The sequence below is a fragment of the Arenibacter sp. S6351L genome (assembly GCF_023016025.1).
GTDB classification, from domain to species: Bacteria; Bacteroidota; Bacteroidia; order Flavobacteriales; family Flavobacteriaceae; genus Arenibacter; species Arenibacter algicola_B.
The window spans coordinates 1-14,157 of the sequence record NZ_JALKBB010000038.1 but is presented as its reverse complement, the minus strand read 5'-3'; the positions used below and the strand labels follow the sequence as shown (position 1 = coordinate 14,157).

General features: G+C 38.2%; 8 protein-coding genes. 6 read left to right on the top strand and 2 right to left on the bottom strand.

Going from position 1 to position 14,157, the window contains the following annotated elements; genetic code table 11:
* Positions 1-658 precede the first annotated feature (658 nt).
* The 6 genes from MWU82_RS21860 (at position 659) to MWU82_RS21835 (ending at position 11,436) form a co-directional block, all read left to right on the top strand.
* Positions 659-2,353: an arylsulfatase gene (locus tag MWU82_RS21860; protein WP_247097919.1), complete on the top strand. Its 1,695-nt coding sequence runs from the start codon at positions 659-661 to the stop codon at positions 2,351-2,353.
* Between the two features lie 119 nt (positions 2,354-2,472).
* Positions 2,473-5,562 carry a TonB-dependent receptor gene (locus MWU82_RS21855; RefSeq protein WP_247097918.1) on the top strand — a complete coding sequence of 1,030 codons (3,090 nt, stop codon included), beginning with the start codon at positions 2,473-2,475 and terminating at the stop codon, positions 5,560-5,562.
* A gap of 47 nt (positions 5,563-5,609) precedes the next feature.
* On the top strand, positions 5,610-7,079 hold the full coding sequence (locus MWU82_RS21850) for a RagB/SusD family nutrient uptake outer membrane protein (RefSeq protein WP_247097917.1): 1,470 nt from the start codon (positions 5,610-5,612) through the stop codon (positions 7,077-7,079).
* Positions 7,080-7,161: 82 nt separating this feature from the next.
* Positions 7,162-8,340: a hypothetical protein gene (locus MWU82_RS21845; RefSeq protein ID WP_247097916.1), complete on the top strand. Its 1,179-nt coding sequence runs from the start codon at positions 7,162-7,164 to the stop codon at positions 8,338-8,340.
* An 80-nt stretch (positions 8,341-8,420) separates the two neighbouring features.
* Positions 8,421-9,860: a sulfatase gene (locus tag MWU82_RS21840; protein ID WP_247097915.1), complete on the top strand. Its 1,440-nt coding sequence runs from the start codon at positions 8,421-8,423 to the stop codon at positions 9,858-9,860.
* An 88-nt stretch (positions 9,861-9,948) separates the two neighbouring features.
* A complete protein-coding gene (locus MWU82_RS21835) occupies positions 9,949-11,436 on the top strand; it encodes a sulfatase (RefSeq protein WP_247097914.1) in 1,488 nt (495 codons plus the stop codon).
* Positions 11,437-12,039: 603 nt separating this feature from the next.
* Here MWU82_RS21835 and MWU82_RS21830 read toward each other — a convergent pair.
* Positions 12,040-13,377: a tyrosine-type recombinase/integrase gene (locus tag MWU82_RS21830; RefSeq protein WP_247097913.1), complete on the bottom strand. Its 1,338-nt coding sequence runs from the start codon at positions 13,375-13,377 to the stop codon at positions 12,040-12,042.
* A 469-nt stretch (positions 13,378-13,846) separates the two neighbouring features.
* On the bottom strand, positions 13,847-14,157 hold a 311-nt coding region (locus tag MWU82_RS21825; protein ID WP_247097912.1), incomplete at its 5' end, for a transposase.

Genomic DNA, 14,157 nt, shown 5'->3' with positions numbered 1-14,157 from the left:
GAGTCAGTGAAAAGTGGATAACGAATTGTAAAAATTATCACATGTAAATAAATATCGATATATTCCAAAAGCTGCTTTCATATGCTCTTAAAATGAAGTCTTGTAAAAAAGGTATTATTCGCGATTGGAGGTAAAAAGTAATAATCATGGTTGACACTTACTTCTTTTAAAAGCTTGAAGAATAACCATCATAATTCCCAAAATACCATCCTTTTTCTGTGAATGCTTGGCTTCATCAGAATTTGACAAACAACTTTCGTATATATCAAATTGCCATAACAAAGATCTGCCATCACTCATACTTAGACTGGTCGTCTCCCTTTTAATTAAACACTCCAATACATATGACAATTATAAAGATTAGTTGAAATTTCTCATTCCTCATTTATTCAGGTCAAATTTTATACAATTAACTCCATTTGACTCATTGTGTTGATAATTTGACACGAATTGAAACTCAAAATTATGGAGTTGTTACTTCCTTTGAAAAATCACAGTTTCCCGGTGATTTACCTTATGACATTGTAATTCACAATATTACAAAACTTATTTGGTGAAGTGACATAGGGAATATATAATCATCCCTATTCAATATTTATATCATTAGTTGTACTAATTCTACAGATCTAGGAGTACGATTTATTTAAATAAAACATATATGTTGAAACAAATAGGATATGGATCTTTGTTACTAATGGCCTTTGGTGTCGCATGTAAAACGGATGGGGCAACCAAAGCTAAGGATGACATCATAAACGACTCGAGACCCAATATTGTGGTAATTATGGCCGATGATCTCGGATATTCGGATTTAGGCTGTTATGGTGGGGAGATAAGTACGCCAAACTTGGATAAGCTAGGGAACAACGGGTTACGATTCAGTTCATTTTATAATACCTCACGCTGTTGTCCTTCCAGAGCTTCAATGTTGACGGGTCTTTATCCACATCAGGCGGGTATTGGCCGTATGACAATGGATATGGACCTACCAGGTTATAGAGGTACACTGGGGGAGAATACGGTAACCATAGCAGAAGTTCTCAAAGATGCCGGATATCAGACCGGTATGACAGGAAAATGGCACGTATCACCAACCAACCGATTGGAAGAAGATAAACAGTTGAAATGGTTGGCGCATCATGAAAATTACGGAAACTTTTCAGATACCTTAACCTACCCTACTTCCCGTGGTTTTGATAAATATTACGGAAATATTTGGGGGGTAGTTGACTATTTTGATCCTTTTAGTTTGGTTAATGGTCTTAAACAAATAGAAAATGTTCCGCCTGGATATTATCATACCGACGCTATTGGTGATTCTGCTGTTGCATACGTAGAACAGTTTTCTAAAAATAAAAGCCCCTTCTTTTTATATGTGGCCCATTGCGCCCCCCATTGGCCATTGCATGCTCCGGAAGAAGAAATAGAAAAATACGCAAGCACCTATAATACGGGCTGGGGTGAAATTAGGAGAAATAGATACCAAGGATTAATTGATAAGGGTATCATTAGGACCGAGAACGCGAAAATGCCAGACTTTATGTTTCCGGAACTAGATTGGGAGTCTAACCCAAATGCAAAGTGGGATTCCCGAGCTATGGCCGTTCATGCGGCTATGGTAGATCGAATGGATCAATCCATAGGCAAACTGGTGGATAAACTGGAAGCTACTGGTGAATTGGCAAACACGGTCATATTTTTCTTTTCGGACAATGGAGCAAGTTCTGAACGCCCTTCAAAATATGGCCCTGGATTTGACCGAGCAGGAAGCACAAGAGACGGTCGAGAAGTAGTTTTTCCAGTACAAAAAGATAGTATGCCCGGGGCACAGACAGTACATTCTGGAATTGGCCCCGAATGGGCACACACCATCAATACGCCGTTTCGTTTTTGGAAGGCGAAGTCGTTCGAAGGTGGAATTAATTCTCCGCTTATCGTGCATTGGCCAAGCAAAGTTACAGACAAAGGAATCGTTAAGGATAATCCGGCCCATGTGGTAGATATTATGGCCACTTGCATCGATCTGGCTAATACATCGTATCCAAAAAATTACAAAGGTCATGTAATTAAACCAACAGTAGGAAAGAGTATGTTGCCTATTCTGATGGGCAAATCCACCGAAGGTACTCAGGAGGTCTATTTCTGGGAACATTTTGGTGCTGCTGCATTAAGAAAGAAAGATTGGAAATTAGTACGCCTTGAAAAAAACGGACCTTGGGAATTGTACAACTTGGCGAAAGATAGGACGGAAATTAACAATGTGGCAGAATCGAATCCAAAAATAGTACAGGAATTGAAAAAGGAGTGGGAGGATCTAGCCCAGAAATATGAGGTATATCCAGCGCCTAATTAAGGCTCGTAAAGAGGATATCCGAAGAAATCTACCGGATTAAGTGAATCTTTTTCAAGGCTTGGCGTTAACAATTTAATATTAACTAGAAATAAGTAAACCAACTAATTTAAAACAGCAGTATGAAAAAATGTAAACAAAGGATTTCAAAACCATCTTGGTTTTTGCAGCTCCTATTCTCGATTCTATTTTCTTCCGGATTGGCGGCCCAGAGTGTCTCTGGAACAGTGACCTCCGCAGGGGATAACGCACCTTTACCAGGGGCAAGTGTAGTGGTAAAGGGAACGACGAATGGTACACAGACAGATTTTGATGGTAATTACAACCTTGAAAATGTTCCTTCGAATGCAACTTTGGTATTTAGTTATATCGGTTTTCTGCCCCAGGAGCAACAGCTTAATGGCCGTATTAGTTTGAATGTTTCCTTGGCAGAAGATACCCAGGCCTTGGAAGAGGTAGTTGTTATTGGCTACGGTAGTGTAAAGAAAAGCGATCTTACAGGGGCAGTTACTTCCTTAAAAGCGGAAGATTTAAATGCCGGTGCCAATGTATCTTTGGAACAATCGCTACAAGGTAGGGCCGCGGGGGTTCAGATTTATCAAAAAAGTGGGGAACCAGGAAGTGCGATGTCAGTCAACATAAGGGGAGCAAGTTCCATAGATGCCGGAAATGAACCACTTTATGTTATCGACGGTGTGCCTTCGAACAATGCTGCACCGGTCACTGGGTCTGGAGCCGGCTTTGTAGGAAATCAAAACCCTCGTAATCCTCTGAACACCCTAAACCCAGCGGATATTGAGTCGGTGGAAATATTAAAAGATGCATCTTCTACGGCAATTTACGGGGCCAGAGGGTCTAATGGGGTAGTCTTGATTACCACTAAAAACGGAAGTGCTGGCAAAATGAAAGTCAATTACGACACCTATGTAGGCTGGCAATCGGTTGCTAACCAAATTGAACTTTTATCACCTACTGAATATCGCGATGTGCTCAACGCCATCATAGATGATGGCGGTGGAAGTGAAGGTCAGCGTGTAACTGAAATTCAGGGTTCAGGAACTGAATGGCAAGAACAGTTATACCGTGATGCCCTATTACAAAGTCATAATGTCGCAGTTTCAGGTGGTTCAGAGAAAGCTACATATTATGCATCCCTAAATTATTTCGATCAGGATGGTGTGGTCAAGAATTCAGGAATGCAGCGGTATAACGCCAGGGTGAATATCGATGTAAGGGAGGCCAAAAAATATGCTTTCGGTATCAACCTGAATTCATCATATATTTTTGACGATTTCGTTTCCAATGGTGTTGGGATCAATGAAAATGCAGGAGCTGTGTATTCCGCTATAAATTATGACCCAACGATTACAATATATGATACTGAAGGTAATTTGCAACAATCTGCTTTTGTTGGGCCACAAATAGACAATCCAGTGGCGCTTTTAAATGGTGAGGAAGCTACACAAGATTCCTTTCGAACCTATGGAAATATATATGGAGAATATTTTCTTGTTCCCTCCTTGTCCATAAAGGCTAGGTTGGGAGGAGACGTCAATAATACTCGCAAGGACGTTTTTGTTGACCCCACGACTATAGAGGGAGCTGGTTCTGGAGGTATAGCCTCTATACTTACGGGAAGACGCGACTATTACCTTGCTGAAGGAACTTTAAATTATAATGAGGAATTTGGGGACGATACAATGAACGCAGTTTTCGGTGCTACATATGAACATTTCGGATCAAGTAGTTTTACTGGAAACGCAAGAGGATTCGCCCTACCAGATTTGACTACAAATGCCATAGGCAGTGGAGATCCTTCACTTAATAATTTAGGAAGTGGCCGGCAAGAAGCAACCTTTGCATCTTATTTGGGGAGGATAAATTATTCATTGAATAATAAATATTTATTTACGGGTTCTGTTAGAGCTGATGGATCCTCTAGATTTGGACCAGAGAATAAATGGGGGTATTTTCCTTCTGGAGCCATCGCTTGGAAAGTGCACAATGAGACGTTTTTAGAAAATAGCCAAGTGCTGTCAGAGCTAAAACTCCGAGCCAGTTATGGTAGTATTGGAAACGCCAATATTGCTAACTACCTTTATCTACCTAGCTTTGACACCGGTGGCTCCGTCTTATTCGGAGATGATCGTTTTGTAACTATCCTGCCTTCACGGATACCAAATCCTGATCTAAAATGGGAAGCGGCCAATCAGTTGGATGTTGGGTTCGATTTCGGTCTGTTCAATAATAGATTAAGTGGTACAATGGATTATTACCATAGAAAAACTGAAGATCTTCTCCTTAATGTTCCCAAACCATCAAATACTGGTTTTACCAGCAGGATCGAAAACGTTGGAAGCATGGAAAATTATGGATTTGAGTTTACACTAAATGGACAGATTTTATCAAGCAAAGATTTTAGTTGGGATTCCAATTTTAACATCACTACAATCAAAAATAATGTCTTGGATATAGGGGAAGCCGAATCTATTATAAGAGGTGGATTAGGGTTTGTAAATGGTGCTACCATTACCCGGACAGGTGATCCCTTAAACTCTTATTATGGTTTTATTGTTGACGGTGTTTGGCAAACCAATGATGATCTTTCGGCAATAGAAGGTGTTGCTCCTGGTGATTTGAAATATAGGGATATCAGCGGACCTGATGGGGTCCCTGACGGTGTAATAAATGCCGATGACAAAACTATAATAGGCAAACCTTTTCCTGATTACAACTGGGGATGGACAAATACGTTTAGGTATAAAAACCTAAGTATGAGTGCATTCTTGGAAGGTGTTGAAGGTGTAAGCACCTTGAACAATAATTTGGTAGACACTTATTTTCCAATAAATTTTAGAAGAAACAAGTTTGCAGAGCCATATTTAAATCGTTGGACCCCGAGTAACCCTACTAACAGGTATCCATCTTTTGTAAATCCACAGGGAGGAACTGAAGTGAATACTCGAACTGTGGAGGACGCCTCTTATATACGCCTGCAATCGGTAAAGCTTTCATACGATGTGCCTGTGGACAAATTGAAGGCGTTTAGTAGACTGACTGTTTATTTAACCGGGCAAAACTTACTAACCATTACTGACTATTCGGGAGTCGATCCAGTGGCAAACACGGCCGGAAGTAACAACCTTAGAATTGATTACAATGCCTACCCATTCTCAAGAACCTATTTATTTGGTCTAAATGTTGAATTTTAATTCATAAAGATCAGTTGAATTGATATAAAAAAACTAAACGGAAAAAAATGAAAAAAAGAAAATTAATTGGACGGATTTTAGCAACCTTGGCTCTTATAGGAGCGGTCGGTTGCACCGATGAACTAGAACTTACCCCTCCAGGAGAGTTTTCTAGTAGCAATGTTCTGCAGAGCGAATCTGGTTTTACAGCTGTTCTTTATTCTGCCTATAACTATGATAATACATTTGATAAGCAGGTAATAAACCCTATTGAAGTTTGCACGGATATGGGATATAATACTGGAGGAGGCGAAAACAGGACCTTATCCTTATTTATTAATTTTACCTGGGATGCTTCTACAGGATGGATAAATGGGGATTTTTGGTTGCCAAAATACAGGGCCATCCGAGATGCCAATGTGATTTTAGATAATATCGATAACGCTGAGGGGGTAGATACCTCATTTAAAACTTTGATTATCGCAGAGGCAAGGTATATAAGGGCAAGTTCCTATGCATGGCTTTATAATTATTTTGGTCCTGTACCACTGCGCACTACTGGTGACCTAAATGTGCAAGAGGCCAATTTGGCGAAAGCTACCAAGGAAGAAATGCTGTCCTTTATTGAAACCGAGCTCACGGCCGTAATAACCGATTTACCAAATCCTGGCCAAGAAGCACAATATGGCAGAGCGACTAAAGGCCATGCACTAGGGATTTTAACCAAATTTTACCTGGAGACTAAACAATGGGACAAGGTAATTTCCGCCTCTGAACAATTAATAGCTTTGAACTATTATGAGTTGTTCCCTTCTTTTAGGGAGTTGTTTTTTATCGAAAATGAGAAAAATAAGGAAATGGTAGTGGCTTATCCTAGGTTAAACGTACAAGGAAATGCCACCAATTATCAGAATGGAGCTTTTCCTCCAGGTTTTAGGACTGCTCCCAATATTCCGGAATTTGAATGGACCTCAAGTATGGCGAACTGGGCAACCCAATACCGTTTACAGGATGATTTTGTGGATTCATATAATCCTAACGATACACGTTTACAGACCATTATTCAAGAGTATTTTAATGGAGCAGGAAATCTTGTTAACCTAAGAGCTGAAAATGATAATAGCAGATGCTTGAAATTTTTCGACAATGCCCAAACCGGTAATTTTTGTGGGGCCGACATGCCCTTTATACGATATGCGGACATATTACTCTCCAGAGCGGAAGCTTTGAACGAGTTAAATGGACCTACACAGGAGGCCTTGGATCTTATTAATCAAGTTAGGAATAGGGCGGATTTGGTTGACCTCACTTTTGTAGAAGCCACAAGCAAGGAGGTACTGCGCAATCTTATTTTGGATGAACGTGGATGGGAATTTGTAGCTGAAGGTAAGCGAAGGGACGACCTCGTACGTCATGGAAAATTCATCTCTAGTGCCGTCGCACGGGGGCACAATGCAAAGCCACATCATGTATTATGGCCTATTCCCCAAGATGAGATTAATGCGAACCCTAATATTGTTCAAAACGATGGCTATTAAAATAATTAAGTTAGAATTAGTGTGAGTTAGTTTAGTTTTAGAAGGTGTGGTTCTTGCCACACCTTTTTTAAAATATCCCAAAATGAAAAGAAAAGAATTTTTGTTACCGGTAGTCTTTCTTGGTCTTTGCCTTATTGCAAGGGCACAGGAAATAGGAGCTAATTTCAACCATAACCCAGAGATTATCAATTTTGACTACCTGAAAAAGGTAAAAGTAGAATGGATCAGAACCACTCCAAGGATCTTTGATTATATAGAGGGTGAATTAGAACTTAAGAGTGACACTGGACTTCAGAAAGTAATTCAGGCCGGGGAAAAAGGATATAAAATCGCCTTTGGATTTAGGTGGGATTTTAAGATGCGCAACAAACGTCTGCCAGAACCTAATTCTGAAGAGGAGAAACTATACTTTGAGTACGCCCGTAAGATTCTGCAAATTGTGGGCCCACATATTGACATTTTCAAACTAGGGAATGAACCGAATTTAGAAACCTTACCTGAGGATTTATTGGAAAATGAAGAAGGAGTTGTTCCCTTGGTACGATTTACGAAAAGGCAGCTGACAGAAGTGGTAGAACCTTATTTCAAGGAAAGGGATAGCTCAAATATGCCAAATATTTATATAGGTTCTTTTCCAAGACTTTTTATGAAGGAAGAACAACAAAAAATAGGGATACGAAAAATGATAGAATTGGCCAATAATGACGATAAAATTACTGGATTGGCCGTGCACTTGCATATTTCAGATATCTTACAGATTGACCAGTCATTTGAATTTGTCAGAGGCATTATGCCAAACAAGGCTATTATTGTACCTGAATTTTCGTTTCATCGATTATACCTAACAAAATTATCTGAATCAATAACAGTCAACAAAAAGGGCAAGGCATTTGTCCGAAAATATGGACACAATCCAAACTGGAAATTGTACCAATGGTTTGGACATGCTAATACTAATAGAGTATCCCCAGAAGAATGGAAGGATCTTTTTGAAACGCTCGATTGGTTTCCGGAACATAATCTAAGAGCCTACTATGATCGCTTTAGAAAGTATGGTGTCGTCCTAGCTACTTATCCACTTTTTCAACAGAGCTGTCCCAAAAATATGACACCTAATTCTCCGGCATGGTTTATTAATCCTGTATTTTATCAGCAATCACTTATACCACAAAATAACGGAGATTATACACCTAGCCCCCTATATTATGAAGATTTTGTAAGCCTGGTGCAGCGGGGTAAAAAAACGAAAAGAGATAGGTAAAATCCTCAGGTAGCTCTCATGGATTGGTGGAATCTATCTCACTTGAAGAGATATAAATTCTAGTCTTAAAAGAATAATTTATGAAGAAATGGAGTTCGATGGTCTTAATTTTGGTCTTGGTTTTGTTAGGGTGGAGTTATATAGAGGAATATCCGGGCAAATCTACGGCACAAATAGAATTGCCTAATATTGTTTTTTATATCAGCGATGATCTAAGCGCTTCGGATATTTCACTTTATAATCATAATGGCGTTAAAGTTCAAAATATCGAAAAATTAGCTTCGGAAGGATTGACTTTCAATAGAGCCTTCGTGGCCTCCCCATCTTGTGCTCCCAGTCGTGGCGCTTTGTTGACAGGATTGTATCCAGCTCGAAACGGAGCTATGGCTAATCATACCTATCCTAGGGAAGAAACAATGAAATTGCCGAATTTACTTAGAGAAATTGGCTATGAGGTTATAAGTTTTGGCAAGGTGGGACATGGTTTTGACAAGCAAAAGGCCGAGGATTACGGTTTTGACCATTTCAGTAAGGAATCCGTAAACCTTCCAGATCAAGTACGACTGTTTTTTAAAAATAGAAGGAATATAAAACCAATCTGTCTCTTAGTGGGGGATCGTAGACCCCATGTGCCATGGATTAAGAGTTCGAAATATCCCATCGACTCGGTTTCCTTACCGGCCTTCCTATTGAAGAGTCAGGAAACCAATGAGCATTGGGCAAGATACGCCACCGATATCCAAGGAATGGATAAAGATTTGGGAGAAATCCTAACTCTAATAAAAGATATGTTCGGTGATGACTATTTATTTCTGTTTTCTGGTGACCATGGTAGCCAATGGCCATTCGGCAAATGGAATTTATATGACTACGGAACTCATGTCCCGTTGGTGGTATCATGGCCCAAAAAAATGGAGCGTTCGGAAAGAACAGACGCTCTAATAAGTTGGGTAGATATTTTCCCGACTTTAATTGATTTGGCAGGAGGAAATGTTCCCGATAAATTGGATGGAAAATCATTTCTAAAGGTCTTAAAAAATCCCAAATTGAATCATCGTGATTTTATTTATACCACTCATTCAGGAGACGGCCATTTTAATGTATATCCCATGCGAAGTGTAAGGACTAAAAGATTTAAATACATTCATAATCTTTTCCCCAATTATTACCACACTAACCATTCTGACATTCTACGCAAAAACGGTGCTGGAGCCTATTGGGATTCATGGGAGGAAATAGCCGCAATTGACTCGGTGGCCAAGGCGATTATTGATAAATATCATATACGTCCAGAATTTGAATTTTTTGACTTAAGCACTGACCCATTAGAACAACATAATTTGGCTGGAAATCCCAAATATGAAATGGATCAAAAAGAGCTTAAGAAATTACTCGATAAAATGAACCTACAACAGAATGATTCGTTGCCATTAATTGGAACCCCTTATCCAAAAACACGAAACTTGCCCACGCAAGAAGATATTCAAAAAAGGCTTCAAGCTCATAAAAAAGACCGATAATATACAGTATTTAAACTTTAAATTAAAAAAATAAACGCCAGAAATTATGTTAAGCGATATCATAAAATATAGGTTTGCAAAAAATAAAATGAGATTACATTTTGTTCCTTTTCTATTGTGCAGTATGATGGTTTTTGGCCAAACATCTACTACCAAAAAACCAAATATCATCTATGTAATGGCCGATCAACTCCGTCATGATATGATGGGATATACTGGCAACTATAATGCCATTACACCAAACCTAGATAAAATGGCAGCAGAAGGATTGAATTTTAAAAATTGTGTTTCGGTTACCCCTGTTTGCTCGGCACATAGGGCGTCCTTAATAACAGGAAAATACTCAACTAGTACAGGGATGGTTACAAATGAAATTCGTATGAATCCAAACCATAAGACTATCGCTCATGTACTATCGGAAAATGGTTATGATACAGGATATATCGGCAAATGGCATATGTGGTCCAATATTGCAGGACATCACGGAGAATTTGAAACCTCATATGTTCCACCTGGACCATATAGGATGGGATTCGATGGGTATTGGGCGGCATACAATTTTAATCATTCAAATTACAAAGGGTATTATTATGAAGATACTCCGGAAAGAAAAACTTATAATAAAGAGTACGAGCCGGAAGCCCAGTTTGATATGGCTATAGATTTTGTGAAGAAGAAATCTAAAAACAACGCCCCTTTTGCAATGTTTTTGAATATTGGCGTACCACACGACCCATGGGTAAAATCAAATGTTCCCGAAGAGTTCTATAATCTGTTTAAGGATGTGGAATTCAAGTTGCCGGATAATTGGCAGGATACTCCTGATCCCTATATGGACAGAAATACCAACCCCGATGAATGGTTGAATTATTGGAAAGAAAATATTCCAGAACAACAAAGAGTTTATTATGCGATGGTTGCCAGTATAGACGTTTATATGGGACGTCTCATGGCAAAATTAAAAGAACTTGACATTGACGAGGAAACCATAGTAATATTTTCTGCGGATCATGGTGAAATGTTCGGTGAAAATGGTCGAGTGTTTAAATTGACATTTTACGAAAGTGCAGCACGCATTCCCTTGTTATTTAGGTGGCCGGGTAAAATCCCCGCAGGTTTAGAGTCAGAGGCAGCCATAAATACGCCTGATTTGATGCCTACTATATTAGGTTTGGCTGGTTTGCCTTCTCCTATTTCGGTAGAAGGTATGGATTTAAGTGCAACGTGTTTAGGTAAAGTAGGAAAAGAACCAGAATACGCTTTTTTACAAGGAATGGGGCATACCTATTTATGGAAAGATGGTCATGAATGGCGTGCCATAAGAGATAAACGTTTTACTTATGCTAAATATCTAATAGATGGTAAGGAGCTGCTTTTTGATAATCTCAAGGATCCACAACAGACAAAAAATTTGGCGAACAATTTTTTTTATGTTGAAATCCACAAAAAAATGAAAGATAGGATGATAGCTAAAATGACCGAGCTTAAGGACGAGTTTAAAGTTATGTCCTACTACAAAGAAAACTGGGTAGATAATGAAAGAAATATCATTAAATCTGCACAAGGAAAATTTTAATTTTGTATAGCAAGTAAGGACTTTTTACACACTATTACGAGAGACAAAAGAATTCTTCCACTATTAAGAAAATTGTCTTCTTTTTCAGTTGTCTTTCAAACATTCGGAACCTTCTATTATAATCAATAGGTAATTATTGTATTCAAAATAATCATTGCATAACCTGAAATACTTTCCTTCCTCCTACTGTGCCTTTCTTCATCAAAATATAATAAAAACCCCGGGACAAACATATTGAGTTTCTATCAGCACCTGAAAATGAATGTACTTTCTCCCTTAAGTTTATATTCCAATTGCTATCGCAGGCACAACTTGTATGGAATAAATGGCCCCCTGCTTTTTTATTATCAAACTCAAAAGCACATAAGAAATAGAACTAATGTAAAATATTGATTATAAGAGACATACACTTACACTCACAGCATTTCATATTCTTCATTTTCCAGTGATAAAAAACGAAAGTGAGCCAATTGTAAGCCTTTTGGTTTCCAAACTCTTGGAAGTGCTTTGTTAAATATTTATGGAACTTGGACTACCTTCCAGACTAGCACTCTCACACCTCATGGCACTAGATTCCTATTAATTAGAAGATTAGTATTTTTTTTAAAAATTAATAACGGCATCCAACGCATCATCAGCTTCCTTGTGAATGAAGTTCGCTTGGTACCCTATAGTAGTTTTAAGATCACTATGACGGTATAACTTTTGAAGCATATGAGGACTAATGGTATCCCCTGCAATATTCCCGAAACTGTGACGGGCAATATGATTCGATAGGTTCTTTTCGATACCGCACTGCTTTGCTATACGCTTTAAATATTTATCGAACAACCTACTTGCGTTTCTGATTTTGACAAATTTATCATATTCATTTTTTGGGTTTACATTGTGCAAAAACGGAAAGATATAATCCGAAGATTTGCGCTTCCTTTTATATAGTTCAATAATTATCTTCGCTTTTTCAGGTATTTTAAGGCTAACCGGTTTTTCATTTTTATTCATAGTATAGAACAGACGCCCATCTTTAAAGTCGGACCATCTCATCTCTAACACGTCAGATACTCTGATTCCGGCAAAGTAAAAAGAAAATAACCATACGTTCCGGGTATGCCAGATACTTGTTTGATCCTCCAATTTCAAATCTTCTATCATTAAGACTTCTTCTTTTGTCAATCCTATTTTATGGCCGGAGGTAATTTTAATTTTTTCCTTCTCTCCTGCAAATGGATAATACTTTCTATCAACTTCACCATCAGTAATGACTTGATTAAAAAGGGTGCGAATAAAAATCAATTGATTTGTAATCGTGCGTGTTTTTTGACCCAAATATGCAGCACAAAAGGATTTATATTTATTCAAAAAAGCCGTGTCGATTTCCTCAAAGGAAAGTGTTTTCTTCTTGGCAAAAGCTTTAATGCCACTAATCATCGAATTTTCCGGTTTACGCCTGTGAACCATTCTTTTTTTACGACGTTCCTTAATCTGCTCGATAACAGATTCCATTGGCTCACAGGAATTTAAATTTAAAAACTCTTCTATGTTGCACAGAATAGACAGTTCTGATTTCGCAACTGAAAACGTTCCAGCTTTATACTTACGTTCAATTCGTTCTGCTGCAACTTCAAAAAATGAAACTCTATTTCCCTTACGCTTCACTTTATTCGTTATTTGTTTAGTTGATAAACTATCGTCGCTCGTTTCCGCATCAAGGAGACTTGCATGAGCCTCACTCAACTTTTTTTGCAGTAAATTATTTAATCTTGTAGAATTCGGATGCGACTTTTTAATACATCGTTCTGTAGGATTCCAATCCTTTTCAAGAACGTAATTCCCTGTAAAAATATAACTAGGTTTACGATTTTTTATGAAGCGAACGGCAATAGGGACTGAACCATCTTTTTTCTTTTTATGCTTGACAAGTACTATCTTTACTGACGCCATAAGCTTTACTGTTAAGTTATAGATATACAAAACTAGTCAAAAAAGGGTAAAACATAGGTAAAACATTTACTGCTTTTTAGTGGTTTTTTATGTTTTAACATAAAATACAAACCCCCATAAACACTAGCTTTTACTACATATCAGACCATATCCAACCATTCCCCCCAAGGCTCATAACCCGAAGGTCACTGGTTCGAGTCCAGTTCCCGCTACTAGGAAAGACAAGGGTTTCAAGAGATTGAAGCCCTTTTTTTATTTCCTTCCTAAAACATACCTAAAACAATTTAGCAGATTTATTATGGTTTTTTCGGATCAAGTCCAAAAGGGATCAAGAACAAAACTTGGGTCTGAAGAGAAAAATAATTTTCTTTGTGCTTTAAATTACATTGATGAATAAAGGCACTGAGTTATCCTTGTTAAGTTTAATATTACCAGAAGGAATATTAGGGATCAAGAACAATTGTTGTGTTTATGCAAATATTGTGGTCAATCTATAAAGGAAGAATTCTACGTTTTTGACTCCTCTGAATTGCGCTCTAAAAGCCTTTACTTTGGCATTAAAGGATTCTGCTGAAGCATTTGTACTCCTGTTTATAAAATAGTTCAGGATCGACCTATAATTGAGCGATATGGTATTAGCAATAGTATTGAAGGCCCTAAAGCCTGTGTTCTCTACGTCTTTGTACCAATGTGCCAGCTTTGTATATGCTGTTTGTATAGAAGTTGCCGTATTGAATATGTTCCTGAGCCCCTGTACCAGGTCGAAGGCCACCTTTATAT

Excerpts from the sequence above, each read along its gene's own strand:
- MWU82_RS21840 (WP_247097915.1), top strand. The coding sequence starts at position 8,421 with ATGAAGAAATGGAGTTCGATGGTCTTAATTTTGGTCTTGGTTTTGTTA.
- MWU82_RS21855 (WP_247097918.1), top strand. The coding sequence starts at position 2,473 with ATGAAAAAATGTAAACAAAGGATTTCAAAACCATCTTGGTTTTTGCAG.
- MWU82_RS21845 (WP_247097916.1), top strand. The coding sequence starts at position 7,162 with ATGAAAAGAAAAGAATTTTTGTTACCGGTAGTCTTTCTTGGTCTTTGC.
- MWU82_RS21860 (WP_247097919.1), top strand. The coding sequence starts at position 659 with ATGTTGAAACAAATAGGATATGGATCTTTGTTACTAATGGCCTTTGGT.
- MWU82_RS21850 (WP_247097917.1), top strand. The coding sequence starts at position 5,610 with ATGAAAAAAAGAAAATTAATTGGACGGATTTTAGCAACCTTGGCTCTT.
- MWU82_RS21835 (WP_247097914.1), top strand. The coding sequence starts at position 9,949 with ATGAGATTACATTTTGTTCCTTTTCTATTGTGCAGTATGATGGTTTTT.
- MWU82_RS21830 (WP_247097913.1), bottom strand. The coding sequence starts at position 13,377 with ATGGCGTCAGTAAAGATAGTACTTGTCAAGCATAAAAAGAAAAAAGAT.